Annotated in this window: 15 protein-coding genes; 8 read left to right on the forward strand and 7 right to left on the reverse strand. The window is 62.5% G+C overall.

The features are described 5' to 3' along the window. Nucleotides 1–95: 95 nt before the first annotated feature. The 4 genes from ACZ0AE_RS18930 (at nt 96) to ACZ0AE_RS18945 (ending at nt 4,202) form a co-directional block, all read left to right on the forward strand. On the forward strand, nt 96–644 hold the full coding sequence (locus tag ACZ0AE_RS18930; protein WP_463601877.1) for a LexA family protein: 549 nt from the start codon (nt 96–98) through the stop codon (nt 642–644). A gap of 566 nt (nt 645–1,210) precedes the next feature. Continuing rightward, nucleotides 1,211–2,212 (forward strand): TIGR03571 family LLM class oxidoreductase, encoded by a 1,002-nt coding sequence (locus ACZ0AE_RS18935; RefSeq protein ID WP_463601878.1) that lies wholly within the window; start codon nt 1,211–1,213, stop codon nt 2,210–2,212. A gap of 42 nt (nt 2,213–2,254) precedes the next feature. Then, nucleotides 2,255–3,256 carry an aldo/keto reductase gene (locus ACZ0AE_RS18940; protein WP_463601879.1) on the forward strand — a complete coding sequence of 334 codons (1,002 nt, stop codon included), beginning with the start codon at nt 2,255–2,257 and terminating at the stop codon, nt 3,254–3,256. Nucleotides 3,257–3,530: 274 nt separating this feature from the next. Continuing rightward, entirely contained in the window at nt 3,531–4,202 is a 672-nt protein-coding gene (locus tag ACZ0AE_RS18945) for a VOC family protein (RefSeq protein ID WP_463601880.1), read from the forward strand. Between the two features lie 8 nt (nt 4,203–4,210). Here the strand turns inward: ACZ0AE_RS18945 and ACZ0AE_RS18950 are convergent, their stop codons facing one another. Continuing rightward, nucleotides 4,211–5,527, reverse strand: coding sequence for a TPM domain-containing protein (locus ACZ0AE_RS18950; RefSeq protein ID WP_463601881.1), 1,317 nt, complete (start codon nt 5,525–5,527; stop codon nt 4,211–4,213). 535 nt (nt 5,528–6,062) lie between these two features. Between ACZ0AE_RS18950 and ACZ0AE_RS18955 the strand changes: the two genes are divergently transcribed. Beyond that, nucleotides 6,063–6,554 carry a GNAT family N-acetyltransferase gene (locus ACZ0AE_RS18955; RefSeq protein ID WP_463601882.1) on the forward strand — a complete coding sequence of 164 codons (492 nt, stop codon included), beginning with the start codon at nt 6,063–6,065 and terminating at the stop codon, nt 6,552–6,554. Between the two features lie 15 nt (nt 6,555–6,569). On the opposite strand, the gene ACZ0AE_RS18960 is transcribed toward ACZ0AE_RS18955, so the two are convergent. Further along, nucleotides 6,570–7,466: a LysR family transcriptional regulator gene (locus ACZ0AE_RS18960; RefSeq protein WP_463601883.1), complete on the reverse strand. Its 897-nt coding sequence runs from the start codon at nt 7,464–7,466 to the stop codon at nt 6,570–6,572. Nucleotides 7,467–7,628: 162 nt separating this feature from the next. On the opposite strand from ACZ0AE_RS18960, the gene ACZ0AE_RS18965 reads away from it, so the two are divergent. Next, nucleotides 7,629–8,078 carry a multidrug/biocide efflux PACE transporter gene (locus tag ACZ0AE_RS18965; RefSeq protein WP_463601884.1) on the forward strand — a complete coding sequence of 150 codons (450 nt, stop codon included), beginning with the start codon at nt 7,629–7,631 and terminating at the stop codon, nt 8,076–8,078. Nucleotides 8,079–8,152: 74 nt separating this feature from the next. On the opposite strand, the gene ACZ0AE_RS18970 is transcribed toward ACZ0AE_RS18965, so the two are convergent. After that, nucleotides 8,153–8,644 carry a hypothetical protein gene (locus ACZ0AE_RS18970; RefSeq protein ID WP_463601885.1) on the reverse strand — a complete coding sequence of 164 codons (492 nt, stop codon included), beginning with the start codon at nt 8,642–8,644 and terminating at the stop codon, nt 8,153–8,155. A 755-nt stretch (nt 8,645–9,399) separates the two neighbouring features. Beyond that, nucleotides 9,400–10,185: a hypothetical protein gene (locus tag ACZ0AE_RS18975; protein WP_313424905.1), complete on the reverse strand. Its 786-nt coding sequence runs from the start codon at nt 10,183–10,185 to the stop codon at nt 9,400–9,402. Nucleotides 10,186–10,610: 425 nt separating this feature from the next. Between ACZ0AE_RS18975 and ACZ0AE_RS18980 the strand changes: the two genes are divergently transcribed. Together ACZ0AE_RS18980 and ACZ0AE_RS18985 are read left to right on the forward strand one after the other, a co-directional pair. After that, a complete protein-coding gene (locus ACZ0AE_RS18980; protein WP_463601886.1) occupies nt 10,611–11,621 on the forward strand; it encodes an ImmA/IrrE family metallo-endopeptidase in 1,011 nt (336 codons plus the stop codon). Then, complete coding sequence (locus ACZ0AE_RS18985; protein WP_463601887.1) at nt 11,614–12,264, forward strand: hypothetical protein; 651 nt, start codon at nt 11,614–11,616, stop codon at nt 12,262–12,264. The genes ACZ0AE_RS18980 and ACZ0AE_RS18985 overlap by 8 nt, the downstream gene beginning before the upstream one ends. Before the next feature lie 3 nt (nt 12,265–12,267). On the opposite strand, the gene ACZ0AE_RS18990 is transcribed toward ACZ0AE_RS18985, so the two are convergent. From ACZ0AE_RS18990 to ACZ0AE_RS19000, 3 genes are all read right to left on the reverse strand, one after another. Beyond that, nucleotides 12,268–12,846: a hypothetical protein gene (locus tag ACZ0AE_RS18990; RefSeq protein ID WP_313424911.1), complete on the reverse strand. Its 579-nt coding sequence runs from the start codon at nt 12,844–12,846 to the stop codon at nt 12,268–12,270. Further along, the gene (locus tag ACZ0AE_RS18995) at nt 12,843–13,679 is read right to left on the reverse strand and encodes a bis-aminopropyl spermidine synthase family protein (protein WP_463601888.1); all 837 of its coding nucleotides are present in this window, start codon (nt 13,677–13,679) and stop codon (nt 12,843–12,845) included. Before ACZ0AE_RS18995 ends, ACZ0AE_RS18990 begins: the two co-directional genes overlap by 4 nt. Before the next feature lie 665 nt (nt 13,680–14,344). Further along, nucleotides 14,345–14,611, reverse strand: a complete 267-nt coding sequence (locus ACZ0AE_RS19000) for a helix-turn-helix domain-containing protein (protein WP_313424917.1) — start codon at nt 14,609–14,611, stop codon at nt 14,345–14,347. Nucleotides 14,612–14,718: the final 107 nt, after the last annotated feature.

Genomic DNA, 14,718 nt, shown 5'->3' on the forward strand with positions numbered 1-14,718 from the left:
ATTGCAATCGCGCAGCACCACGGATAATCCAAGCTCACGAGAATACACTGCACGTTCATGAGTAGGGCTAGATAGCGTTAGAGCTCCTACACCGGTTGCTTGTCCGCAACCCGTCTGCCACGTTCCTCTATCGTGCTGACGGCTGGTCGATAATTGGAGCCGGCATCTGCGGCAGCGACATCCTTGTCGTCGACCGGTCAGTCACCCCACTGGCCGGTGATCTGGTGATCGCGGTCTGGGATGGCAACCCGCCGACATGCAAGGTTCTCAAGGCCTTCGAGCACCACCTGGAGCTGCAATCGGCCAATCCTGAGTTTCCGCCCATCGTCTTGGATCAGGGCACCGAGGTGGAGGTGCCAATCAAGCCGCAGCCTGTGACCTGCCAACAGCGGAAGGCCCAGGCCGCGCGACGGGCGGCTTCACTACGCCTTGAACAGCTTTTTGATCCTGACCCAGCACGGCGCAATGATGAACATGGAGATGACCGACCAGTTCTGCCGCAGCTGCATGCCAACGAGCAGGATGAATACATCAACGCCAATCACATTTACCAGCAGCACCACCGACAGCAGCTCCGGATTGGACAGGAACAGGAGCACCGTGGCGAAGCCAATCAGGGCGCCCCACTTCCTGGCAAAGGGTGAACTCAGTTTTTCGCGGAGATAGCCCATTGTCTCAATCGGTCCCGGACCGGTCTGCGTGCAGCCACAGTCTGGCTGCCCTGCGCAAGCACCGAAGAAGATGACGTTTCCCTTGGGCAGGGAGGTTTTTTTTCAAGGTACTTGAGCTCGACTCCTTCACCGATGTAGCCCTGTATCTCATCCGGATAGCACTCATGAATTTCTGTCCAGTGACCGCTACCAAGATAGCCGACCGTCAGAAGGTCACCGTTATGGTTCGCGACGCATTCTTGCCGTGCGCAGGCGTTCACCCAGCGCACGCAGCTGGCGTTGGGCACGCGGCATCAGAGGGGGAGTTCGCTTGGCCATGCAAGATTAAATTGCATCTCCGAGATTGAATTTCAATTTAATTTTGAATTCACCATCAAATTTCAGGTGGGGCGCAATGGCGGGGCCTGCCCTGGCCTGGGAGAAACCGTAACTGTTGATTCCAGCGCAAAAGAAATTCCCGCATTCCCCGCTTACTCCGCAAAGATCCAGCCACCAGACTGTCGGCCACCCGTACCACCGGCCTCCCACTGGATCTCCCCATGTCCCCCGCCTCGCACGCATCCAACGCCAACGCCCTCTCCCGCCTCACCGCCGGCGGTTTCAGCATCGGTGTGGAAGCGCCGCTGGACAACGACTGGACGCCCACCGGCGAACTCGCCCGCCGGAACAGTGGCCGGCTGCCCGGCGAACCGGACATGCAGCGCCATGCGGCCCTGGCCAGGCTGGTGGACCAGCTCGGCTTCCGGGCGTTGTGGGTGCGCGACGTGCCGGTCTACGACCCGTCCTTCGGCGATGCCGCGCAGGTGTTCGAGGTGTTCACCTACCTTGGCTACCTGGCCGGCATGACCCACGACATCCTGCTGGGCACCGCCGCCGTGGTGCTGCCCATCCGCGAGCCGCTGCTGACGCTAAAGGCTGCCGCCACGGTGCAGCAGCTCAGCGGCAACCGGTTGCTGATGGGCGTGGCCAGCGGCGACCGCCCGGTGGAGTACCCCCTGTTCGGCCGCGACTTCCCCGGTCGGGGTGCCAACTTCCGCAACCAGGTTGACCTGCTGCGCGATCACGCGCGCGCGCACCTGCCCGAACCGCTGGACCTGCTGCCCCGCCCGTCCGCGCCGCTGCCGCTGCTGGTGGCCGGGCTGTCGCAGCAAACCCCGGCATGGATCGGCCAGCACATGGATGGCAGCCTGGCCTTCCCGGGCACGCCGGCAGAGCACGCACATCGCGTGGCCGCGTGGCGGGCGGTGGCCGGCGCCAAACCCTATGCCAGCTTCATCCACCTGGAGCTGGACGAGCGCCCCGACGCGCCCATGAAGCGCTGGCGCTTCGGCTTCAGTGGCGGCCGCACCGCGCTGATCCAGGAACTGCAGGCCATGCGCGCGGCCGGTGTGGACCACATCGGCCTGCACGTGCGCCGCAACCAGCGCCCGCTGGATGACACCTTCCACGAAATCGCCGAGTACGTCCTGCCGCTGTTCCACACCTGCACGGCCACCGACAACGCGCCCGGCGCCGCAACCCGGGCAACCGCAGACGCCTGAGCACGACCGCTTTCCCCCCTCCCCCTTTTCATCGAGATACCCATGCGCATTTCCGTTCCCGGCCGACTGGGCTTTGGCACCGCCCCGCTAGGCAACATGTACCGCAACATCCCCGAGCAGGAAGCCCTCGACACCGTAGAGGCCGCCTGGCAGCAGGGCATCCGTTACTTCGACGCCGCCCCCATGTACGGCGCGGGCCTGGCCGAAATCCGGCTGGGCACGGCGCTGCAGCAGCACCGGCGCGACGACTACGTGCTCAGCACGAAGGTGGGGCGCTTGATCCTGGATGAGCGCGAAGACACCACGCAGCGCGACCTAGGCGAGAAGGGCGGCCTGTTCGAGCACGGCCTGCCCAACAAGATCGTCTACGACTACACCGCCGACGGCACGCTGCGCGCCATCGAGGCGAGCCTGGCGCGCCTGAAGACCGACCGCCTGGACATCGTGTGGATTCACGACCCGGCCCGCGACTTTCACGGCGAAGGCTGGCGCGACGTGTTCGACATCGCCATGAACGGTGCCGCCAAGGCCCTGACCCGGCTGCGCGAGGAAGGCGTCATCAGTGCCTGGGGGCTGGGCGTCAACCGCGTTGAACCGTGCGAAATGGCGTTGCAGCAGGCCGACCCGGACGGCTTCCTGATCGCCGGCCGGTACACCCTGCTGGACCACGCCGACGCGCTGCGCACCCTGATGCCGGCCAGCACCGCACGTGGCCTGGGCATCGTGGTGGGCGGCCCGTACAACTCCGGCATCCTGGCCGGCGGCACGCACTACGAATACCAGCAGGCCACGCCCGAGATCCTGGCCCGCGTGGACGCCCTGCGCGCGGTGTGCGCCGAGTTCAACGTGGACATCCGCGCGGCCGCCCTGCAGTTCTCGCTGGCGCATCCGGCCGTGGCGGCGGTGATTCCCGGCGCCAGCCAGCCGAGCCGCATCGCGGAGAATCTGGCGTTGGTGGATGCGGAGATTCCGGCTGCGTTCTGGCAGGCGCTGCGCACGCGTGGGTTGGTGGCGGTGGATGCACCGCTGCCGAAGGCGGGGTAAGGCGCAGGGTGGGCGTAGTGCCATCTCCGTAGCGCAGCATGCGCCTACCCGTACGCGCAGCATCGGCCGATAGTGACTATGGCGCCCCCGAGCCACCCTCTTGAACAGTGGGTGGTGCGGGAGCGGTTGGTAGCCGGGGTCACCCTGAAAGGTGAGATGCGCATGCTGCGCACCATCTCCCATGGGGTGATCAGACACATGGCCGCACAGCTGCAAATTCCCGCATCCACGTAACCACTAGACGCATGCCCCGCACCGTCGCACCATGGCAGGCATGCGCATTGAACAGCTCACGCTCCCCACTGCCGACGTTGCCGCCACGGCCGCCTATTTCGCCGACGTGCTGCAGCTTCCCGTGCATGACGCAACGGTCACGCTCGGCTGGAGCCAGCTCCACCTCATCCCCGCAGGCAATGTCCCTGTCGGCGGCGTCCACCTCGCCTTCAACGTGCCGCACAACCGCTTCGCCTCCGCCACCGCCTGGCTGGACGCGCGCGCCACGCGCCAACGCAACGCCGAAGGCCAGGAGCATTTCACCTTCGAAGGCCGGTGGGATTCCGAATCCATCTACTTCACCGGGCCCGATGAGCTCATCCTCGAACTCATCGCCCGCCGTCGCCTGCCCGCGTCGGAACGCACCGGCGCGTTCCACGGCAGCGAAATGACCTGCATCAGCGAAGTGGGCGTGCCAACCAACGCCGTCGCCGCGCTGCAGGCCCAGATTGAAACCACATTCGGCCTGGTGCCGCTGTCCACGCCCACGCCGTACTTCGCGCCGATGGGCGATGACGAAGGTCTGCTGATCGTGGTGGACGCCACCCGCCGCTGGTTCCCCGAGCAACTTTGGCTGCCCAATGCGCAGGGCCTGCAGGTGCGGCTGAGCGGCGTGCACGCCGATGCGGTGCTGGAAGACGCGGCACTGGGCTGGCGCGTGCAGTCCGCGTAACTTCGGCGCTACCAGCTGCCCGAAGCGCCCCCGCCGCCACTGCGCCCGCCACCGCCGGACCAGCTGCTGGACGAGCTGGACGAACTGCTGGACGAACTGCTGCTCGAGTCGCGATCGCTGCGCCGTGTGCGCCGCCCGCCCTTGCCCCGGCGGCCCGGCTGCGGGCGCTGGTGGAAGCCCATCACCATGGTCCAGGTGATGTAGAGGAAGAAGCCCCCGGCGATCACCATCACCAAGCCCGCGTCATCGCCGAACTTCGCATAGGTGCGGTGGACCAGCCACGCGTACACCGCCGACACCCCGCACAGGAACACCAGCCGCACGAAGAACCCCAGCTTGCCGGTGCGCCAGCTGGTGCGTAGCGCAGCCACCCACAAGGTAGCCAGGCCCACCGCAATGGACAGCACGAACACCAGCAGCAAGTGCAGCGCCAGGCTGGGAACCGGCCTGCCCATCGCCACACTGGCCACGCTGGCCGCCACCGCGGCCACCAGCAGGAACGACAGCACCCAGCGCGCCCGGCGGCTGTCTACCCACAGCCAGCCCAGCACCATGGCCACCGGCACCAGCATGCCCATGGCGATTGCCAGGGCGGCGGTAGCGCCGGGGGTGATCAGCGCGCAGGCCAGCGCGCCCACGCACACCACTGCAAGCATGAGCGACGGAACCCGCCACCAGCGGCTGGGCACGCCTCGCTGCCCCGCGCGGCGGGCCCACGCACCCACCAGTGCCCCGGCCAGCAGTGCCAACGCCACGATGCTGTCGCCACGGCGCCAGTCCTGCGGCAGCCGCACCACGTTGTCGGTCTCGGCAGGCAGCGGCAGCGCCTCGCCGTCGATCAGGCCCACCAGCAGCGCGCTGCCCTCGATGATCCCTTGCCCGGGTTTGCCCTCGCGCAGGCGCGGAATGATGGCCTGGTCGATGATGCGCTGCGCATACGCATCGGGGATGGCCCCTTCCAGCCCGTAACCGGTCTGGATGCGCACGCGGCGGTCGCCCATTGCCAGCAGCAGCAACACGCCATCGTCCACGCCCTTGCGGCCGATCTGCCATTGGTCGAACACACGCTGCGAATAGGCTTCGATGCCCTCCTCACCGGCGCTGTCGACCACCAGCACCTGCAGCTGCGCACCGCGCCGTGCCTGCAGCTCCAGCGCCTGGGTGCGCAGTTGCTGGGCTTCATCGGCCGACAGCACCTGCACGGTGTCCACCACCGGGTCGTGCAGGTCGGGGATGGGGGTGGGGGTGGGCGCGGCCAGCGCCAGTACCGGCAGCAGGCACAGCATCATCACCCACTGCCACAGTTGCGTCGTCCTGGCGTGCATCACAGCGTCCGGTTGCTTGATGCCCGCATGCTACGCGATGCGCCGCAGGCCGGCGCAAACGAAGAAGCCCCGCATCACGCGGGGCTTCCGGGGGCGGCCTTGCCGGTGGCCGTCACTCTTCCTCGTCCTGCCACCCCTGCTGCTGGTTCTGGTTGCGCTGCTGCTCTTCCTGCTGCTGTTGCTGCTGGTCGCGTTGATTCTGGGAATCCTGCTTGCGCTGCTGGGTCATGGAAGGTCTCCGGAGCCCACCGGCGGAATGCCGGGGTGCGGCAATGCTGTGCAGCGCCGGGTTAAGGACGCGTGGGAGAAACCTCAGAAAATCGTCAAGCCAGCCGCACTCCCGCACGCCCATGCCGTGCAGTGCCTGCAATGGCTGGGTTTGCGGGGGAATGGCCGTGCATATGGCGGTGCGGAATGGCCACATACCACTCCGCCCGCCGTGCCTGCTCAGCTGCGTGAATGGGTGACCTGTGCAGCAGCGAGGCTGCCGCCTATGATGGCCGCCACCCTCGCCCCGCCCGGAAAGGAATGCCCCATGCGAGGACTCACGCTCAGCGCCGCCTCGGTTGCCGACACCGACGTGCTGCACCGCCTGCTGCAGCTGTATTACTTCGAAGCGTCGGCATGGAGCGGCGAGCAGATCGCCCCCGACGGCACCTACGACTGCGCCCGCGCCGATGTGGAAGCCAACCTGCGCGAGACGCCCACCTGGGCGCAGCTGCTGTGGCTGGACGGCGTGCTGTGCGGGTTCGTGCTGGTGGACGAGGTAGACCACGAGGGCCACCACATTCCCGAGCTGGCCGACCTGTTCGTGCTGCCCACGCACCGCGGCAAGGGCATCGCACGCGAGGTGGTTGCGCGCCTGGTGGTGCCGGGTAGTGGCCGCTGGTTGCTGGCCACGTTCCGCAACGACACGGCGGCCCATGCGTTCTGGCGCAGGAACCTGCCGAAAATGGGCCTGACCATCGAGACGCCGGCGACGCCCGACGACTCGGACTTCCACTTCTTCCTGATCAGCGCGGCGTAGCCCCCGCCTGCACCCCTACGCCGACGGCGGCTCGCGTTCGGCCACCGCGTTGAGCCACGCCTGCTTGAGGAAATCGCGCACGGCCTGGAAGCGCGGCGTTTCGTACAGCGAGCGGTGCGTCCACAGCCACACGTCCTGGGTGAGCGCCGGTGCATCGCGCACGCGCACCAGCCCGCCCACGTGTTCGGCCACCGTGCGTTCAATCACGCCCAGCCCGCCGCCGGCGGTCACGCCGTCCAGCACGCCCACCGAATAGTTGCAGCGCAGCCAAGGGCGGTTGGCGCCGGGCAGGGTACGCAGCCAGCGTTCCACCTCGAACTCCACGCGCGGTTCGTCCAGCCCCACGAATTCCAGTTCATGCCACGCCTGGTTGGCGATGGCCGCCTGCCGCCGCGCGGCGTAGGCCTGGTTGGCGTACAGCGCGTACTCCACCCGCCCCACGCGGTCGCCGCGCAGGTCGGTGGTGTCGGGCGGGCCGTAGCGCAGCAGCGCGTCGGCCTCGCGGCGGGCCAGGTTGTAGGGCTCGCGCGAGGTGAGCACCTCCACGCCCAGGCCGGGGTGCAGGCGGTTCAGCCCGGGCAGCAGGGTGATCAGCAGGAAGCTGGCCCATTCGTCGGCGTTGATCCGCACCGTGCCCACCAGCTCCTTGGGCGTATCGGCCTCGCGGGCGATCTCGTCGGCGGCCTCTTCCATCTGCTCGGCCAGCGCGAACACCCGTTGCCCCAGCTCGGTGGGAATGCAGCCGGTGGACGTGCGCTCCACCACCTTGCCGCCCAGACGCTCTTCCAGCGCATCCAGCCGGCGCGACAGCGTGGCCGTGCTCATCCGCGCGGCCTTGGCTGCTTCGCGCAGGGTGCCGCCGCGCACCACCGCCAGCAGCACCATCAGGTTGTCCCACGGAAAGTGTTTCATATATGAAACGGCCGCCTACGATATTGGGGGTTTTTCACCATTTTTGAAACTTATACCATGGTCCCCGGGCGCGCTACGAGCGTTGATCGCCGCCCCTCCCCCTCCTTCGATCCGCTCCCCGCGCTCCCGGCCCTGCCGGCGGCGACCATCAGGTGCTGCACCATGAAAGCTGAAAAGACCCTCTGGGACCGTGTTGTCCACGCCGTGCTGTTTGAAGGCATTGCCCTGTGCCTGTGCGCACCGGTGATGTCGTACGTGCTGGGCAAGTCGCTGTTCGATACCGGCGTGCTCACCATCGCCCTGGCCACCTGCGCCATGCTGTGGAACATGCTCTACAACGCGATGTTCGAGCGCGTGGAAAAGAAGTTCGGGTTCAAGCGCACCGTGCCGGTGCGCATCGGGCACGCGGTGGGCTTTGAAGGCGGGCTGGTGTTGGTGGTGGTGCTGCTGGCCGCGTGGTGGCTGTCCATTTCCTACTGGGATGCATTCCTGTTGGAGATGGGACTGATCGCGTTCTTCCTGCCTTACACGTATGTGTACAACCTGGTGTATGACAAGGTACGGGAGCGGTTGGTGCGGCGGGGGGAGGCTGGGCGGGTTAGCGAGGCTTGATGATGGGGGCGCGCGCCTCGACGGGTCGCGCGCTCCTGATCTTTCGTCGCGTACGGGCAACCTTTCATCGCCGATTACCCTACGGGCGAACTCTCACGCATTGGCTCCGGCTGAAAGACGACGCCAGGCGTCCCGCTGGCGACCTGGTCAGCCTTGTACCTCTTCAACGCCCTACCCAGAGCGGCGCCGCAGAGAGCGCAGCCGGCTGATAGAACAAGAGACAGAATCACTAGAAGTGATGATTGCTCAACACCACCCGTGAGCCACGAAAGGCGCTGAAAGATCAGTTCTGTCGCGATGAATGACAGCGTCATCGCCAGAAAACACCTGTGCGGGCGCCAGAACGCGAAGAGCGCGCATACGGTAAATATCGCCGCGCAACTGAGCGTTTGATCAATGATCACGCGCCCGACGTGCCCGGCCGCCTGAACCAGCTCGACGTCGAAGAATCCCAGTGGCAGCCCTATGACCAATGTTGCAATGGACAGGGCACCGGTTTGAAGTGCGACCACACACAGAAAATGAAAAACTGCCGAGCAGCCAGTCCATTGGAGATGGTGCTTCATCACGCCGCGCTCCTTGTGCGTTGAGATCTGCCTTGCCCGGGTACACCAACAACGTCCCCAGTGGTGGGCAAGGCGATCTCTGAAACCGGGGTCAGGCGAGCCCCGCAATCAACGAGTCCACGGCTATCGCGAAGGCTCGCCGAACCATCGTTCAGGCCACTGATCCTCGGGCCCGAGAAGGAGCCAGATCTGTCGGTCCTCAGCAAGCACGTACGTGCCGACGATGCCGTAGGTCCGCTGGGCGTTACTGCCATCTTCAAACTGCTTGAAACCGATGACGCCGGTATGCCTGTAGCCGCCCAAACCAGGTGAGGTCCTGGCAAGGCTTCGGAAGTCTGCAACCGTCAGTGCGGGTCCCTCCGGGTCCATGAAAAACACAGGAAGAATGTCGACCTCCTCACCGCTCGGATCCACTTAAAGGCGTCCGACAGCGCGAACGTTCACCTCGCCGGGTGGAACATCCACGCCGTCGAGCCTGCGCGTTGCAAGAAGAATATGCATCGCTCAGCCGGTTCGAGAGGATCATTTCGGCGAAGAACACTTAAAAGAAGGTCAATAATCGAATCCGTAGAGTCCGTAATATGCACGGATGCGCACCTGCTTCCTTGCCTCTTTAAGCGCCACCGTGCTCCCTTACCCAGCGAAACAAGGCGCTGCATAGTGCCAGGTCGATGGAATCGACGGAACTTATCGTATATGGCCGTCTACGCGGGCAGACACTACGAAGTATCAGGCCGGTAACCGAATTACATCAGTCAGCTAAAGAGACTTCGCTGCGTGACCGGAACAGAAGTTTGGATCGCAACAGCGCGTCGGAGCTCTTGGACACGATCGCGCCACTCTTCTGAAGACTTCGACGACGTCGCATGCTGATATAAACTCATCAGCTCAGACGTAAGCGGTGCGGGACATGCGAGCCGAACGAATCCCGGGCCGGCAAGCTTTGCCCGGAACTGAACAGGATAGCCATTGCTAGGCGCATGAGAAGCCTTAGTGCGCACTACAGCCGTGACCTGCGAGGCACCAGTCGGATTCTGACTCACGAGATTACAAACGGCCGACGAATCGACCGTTTGATCGTCGCCCGCGACAAGCAGTGAGTGCTGGCTCCGACATAGCAGCGCATAATGCGTCCGCTTTAGACCCGCGCGCTCGCCCGTATTTCCGCGGCTCGTGACTAACACGTGCGCAGGCAGCGGCAGCACGTCACCAGTCTCACCTTCATAGGCCGTCCAGAGCACCACTGCACTAGGAGATACGTCGATCGCCTTCGGGGCACTCTTCATCCGGGTAAAAAGCACATCAAGGCTATCGAAGCCAAGTTCTCGCGCATGGCGAACACCAGGTCCGACAGAGTTGCCGATACCCCACGCAAACAAGCCGTCGCCGCAGAGGCGCTCAAACTCTTTTCTTTGTAGGATGGCTTCAAGACCTTGGCCGGCTTCGGTTCCCATCTTGGTCCAGCAGAACACGGGCGGCAGCACGTCACCACCTTGGCAGTAGGAAGCCGTGGAGGCTTCGATGGCCGCTTCGTCAAGCATGATTTTGCCCTGATAGCACTAACACAGTATGCTTCATGCTGAAAAAACCCGCAAGACGGCCTAGACTCTACAGCTCAGTCTTTAGAGCCAGTCATAAAACTGAAGCCAGTCATATGCAGAGACGGGCGCGAGAATCAAAGCAAAGGCGTTTGGTGCGTCCTTTTGAATGGCCCAGCACATGCAGCTGGATAGAGCGACGGAGCGCTTCATAGCTTCAAGGGCACTTCTGGTCTTTCGATCTTTCCGTTCATGATCTGCCGCAGATAAATGTGATATCTGAAGCGGTTCATTGCAATCGCAGGGTTACGCGACGTGAGACGTTGCAAGGACCGACCAGCAATCCCGGAAAGACGTGTTCGCCTTGGCAATTCAATTTAGAGTGCGGCCCCGCCAGGCTTCGCGTACTGCAACCGAGGGGGAGAGCAATGGAAAGCGCCGCCAACTTCAGAAATCGCCTCATCAGGCAGGGTGGCCTTGCACCGTCCATCGTCGACGCCGCATGGCCCGACTGGTGGAGCGAGCAGGCCGATGCGTCCGATTCGGCGAGGACCGAGCTTCGCTTCTCTATTGCCCGCAAGTTGGGACTGGATCCCCGCACATTACTTGATGATCAAACGCCACGCTGGATCTGGGAGGATACTGCTCGCTTCAAGAGCTTCCGAGGTGACGTGAATGCCCATCTCCCCGCGATCTCGTCATTCGGCATGGCGCTAGCTCGAATCCTGCTTGGGGCCAACCAACAAGCCGGGGTTGAGTTTCCAAATGGTCTAGGAGCAGCCCAATTGAGAGCCTGGACACTAAAGAGTCGTCCCATCGTCGGCTTACTCGAGCTCGTGCAACTTGCTTGGGGCTTCGGCATACCAGTAATTCACTTACGTGCCTACCCATTTAGCGCTAAGCAGATGAGTGCCATGAGCGTCTGCCTCAACGGTCGATTCGTCATCTTCTTGGCCAAAGACAGCCAGTACCCGGCACCTTCCGCATTTCACCTTGCGCACGAGCTCGGCCACATCTTCTTGGGCCACCTCGCGTCCGGGCAGTCCATTGTGGATCTAGGTGGACTTGGTGATCCGGAGGACGATGAGGGTGATGACGAGGAGCAGCAGGCCGACGCGTTCGCTATGGAACTGCTTACAGGCGATCCCGACTTGACTCTGCATATCGAAGGAGAGGGGCGCGCGGCGCGACGCCTCGCAGAACAGGCACTGGTAGTCCAACAGGAGCGTCGCATAGAAGCGGGCATCGTCGCGCTTGCGTACGGCCACCAGACCGAGAACTGGTCAACGGCCATTGCATCACTTTCCCACATATACGAGCAACCGTTCCCAGTTTGGCAAGCCGTTAATGACATCGCGGAACGAAACATTCAGTGGCCCGAGCTCGAAGACGAATCGGAGAGCTATCTACGTGCCGTAATGGGCCGCGACTATGGCTGACGCCGCGCTCGACAACGATGTAGTTTTAAAAGGTTCCTCTTACGGGATCCTGACCGATCTGCTAGCGGCCTTGCCTGAGGGACCGCATTCCCACGGCGTGCTTGGAGCTGCGCGCTTCATGCTGCCAAAAGCGCTTGCGCGAAAGTACATAGTTCGAACCGCAGAAGCACTCATTGATTTAGATGCTGCATTAGCGACGCTCGAAGTCCTGGAGCCCAGCGAGACGGAACAGCGGATCGCAGCGGAATTACAGTTCAATGCGCAGCAGGCTGGCTTGCCACTCGATGCCGGTGAGGCGCAGCTAACGGCGATGCTGGTGACGCGCGAACTGCATCATCTCCTTACTGGAGACAAGCGTGCCATCGCGGCGCTAGCGTTGACCCATCTACCAGAGCCCCTCAGCCGTGACCGGCTAGCTCACAAGCTCATCTGTCTCGAGCAAGCGATATGGGCCTTGCTGGAGCACCAAGACACCGCAACGGTGCGCGCTGCGATTTGCGCCGAGCCAACGGTCGATACACAGCTCCGTATCTGCTTCAGCTGCCTATCCCCAGAGGTAGAAGAAGCATCTTGGCGAGAGGGACTGCGCTCCGCGATAGAGGCGGTTCGGGCAAATTGCCCGGACCTGCTGGCAAGGATCTAACACTCACGGGTTCCGCAAAAATACCGCATAAGGTTCGCACAACTCGGCGACTAAACCGATCGCCGTGACCTTCTCGTCGGGTGCAGGTGGCACATTTACATTGTTGTCGAGCTCAAGGCATGCCTTGTCTATACGACCGGAAACGTAGGCATTGCCTGCGCGCCCGAGACTGGGACCTTGCGCCACATGAGTTCGCGCCAGGGGCAGGACTAGTTCTGTCTGCTGCAAGTTCTTGATTGCCAACGCATATCGCGACCCAAGAACATGGATACCCGCAGGCACCGGCTTCCAGACCCTGCCATCGATCGAGTATTCTTCGGATCGAAGGGGTTCGGCGAAGTGGTTGGATTGCATCTTCTCCATCACCAAATAGACCGGCTTTCCCTTCTGCGCCTGCGTGGTAGCGAAAGGCTGCACCATAGACGATGGGTGACAGGTATTACCCCCATAGCCCCAGAAGGCCATGCCCTCATCTTCGATCTCCTTTAGCTTGCGCTCGATGATCGTCTCGAGAGGCTCACGCGCATGGATCCCAATCTTCATGAAGATCACCGACTGTCCCGGTGTCATGATGGCGCTCATGGCATATTCTCCAGGTTCTCGATTTCGTACTCGTCATCGTGTGCCTTTCCGTAGTCAACGCGCTTGCGCTCTCTGATGTATCGGATCGCCAGCGGCTGATTGTTGCCGTAAAAATTTCGCAAGCGATCAGGGGCAAGCGCGGCAGACGCCACCCTCCCAGGGCAGGCGCCTGGAAGTGCCTTAACAAACAGGTTGCAGGATCGCAGGTCAGGATTGTCGTCTAAATGGTAGAGATGCATCTTCGACTGCATCTTCTGGACGTAATGCCCGTTGGAGAGCGCGAAACGCTGCGATTCGGCCAGCACATGCTGGGGCCAAGCCAGTGCGTGATCGTCGGCGATTACTATCATGCCCTCCCCCTTGTAACCCGTCGCCTCGAACCCACGCTGCATGAAGGCCTTAACGCTCTCTCCTGCGTTGCTAGCGCCCCATGGCGGGTTCGTGTAGAAGCAGTCAAACTGGCCAATCGAGCATTCTGGAAATGCATCGATGCAGTTATACAGGCGAGCGTCGAGCGTTTCCACGCCGGCGTGCTCGGCAAATCGTTTGATAGCACCTCCAATTCGTTCGTCAAAATCGAAGACCATGACCTCTGACGGACCGAAATCGAAGATCTTCCTGTGCTTGAGCAGTGCGACACAGACACTGATGGCGTCGCCATCACCGATGAATGCGAGCTTCTTGCCGTCAGCCCAGCGGGCAACCTGCTCACTCTGCATCACCATGTCGCCCGTTTTCATATAGATCTGATCGACGTTACGCAATGGCCTCGGTCGGTTCTGCACGACATCCGATACGGCGTTAATTGCGTCCTTCAGATTGATATCTGCCACGCCCCCTCCTGTCCATGAGTCAACAGCCGAAAGGATTCCACCCCAATTCAGGGAGTGAACCACAACCTCGCCCGACCACGATGCGCTCTCAGACGGACCATCTGTCTGCACGACGCGACCCACCACGCCATCGATTCTTGCCCCAAAAACGGCGGCCGCCTGCACCAGCCGCTTAGCAGTAAACTATCACATATTATGGCAGCGTATTATTTTCACAAGTACGCAATAATATCTTGACGGCATGGCGTCTGGGGCGCCGCTCCAAGGTGGTTGAATTCACCTTAGGCCCGCTCTAGCCAGGCGAACTCTATGCGTATACTCGACGCGTTTCGAGGTCCGATGTTTGGATCGCTCTACGAAGGCGCGGATATCGGACCGCAAGTCGCTCAGCAGGGTATTGAGCATCGCCCAGTTCACTGGAGCGCACTTGAGCGCGACTAAGGCGACATGCAGGATCCGCCACACATTCAAGGCAGCAGGTCCGAGAGATAAGCAGCGCAATTCAAGAATTGCCATGCTCTGAACAACCTGAGGAAATTGGCATCTCTTCATAGCAAGGAAGCGAATTCAAGTCTGAAGTGAGGCCGCTCGATTGTGCGAAGTCGCTCCGAGGTAGCTCATGCTGAGAAGCGAGCGATCTCCCGCCTAGTGCACATGAATTGACACTAGCGCTTTGTGCTAACTCGCCTCTTCTTCAACCTTGCTTCGAACTCCGACACCACATTCCCAAGTGTGACCCCACAGACATCGGCCAGGTCTCTTAGCTCGATCAGGTCCAGCCTGCGGGTTCCTCTCTCCACGTCACTCAGGTGGGACTGGGTGACGCCCAGCTGACTCGATACGTCGGTCTGGGTGAGGCCCGCCTCCAAACGCATTTCCCGGACCAATTCGACTAGAACTGCGTACTCCGGACGATAGATGGTCTTTGGCATGGCCGCGTATATGGGAAGAGCGGCTTCCAAAGCTATATCGCACTTCCATATATCGGAACATGCGATACGCTAGGGTCTCTTCCAGGTCGGAGAGACCGAATGGATGT

The organism is Stenotrophomonas sp. AC248 (assembly GCF_979258185.1).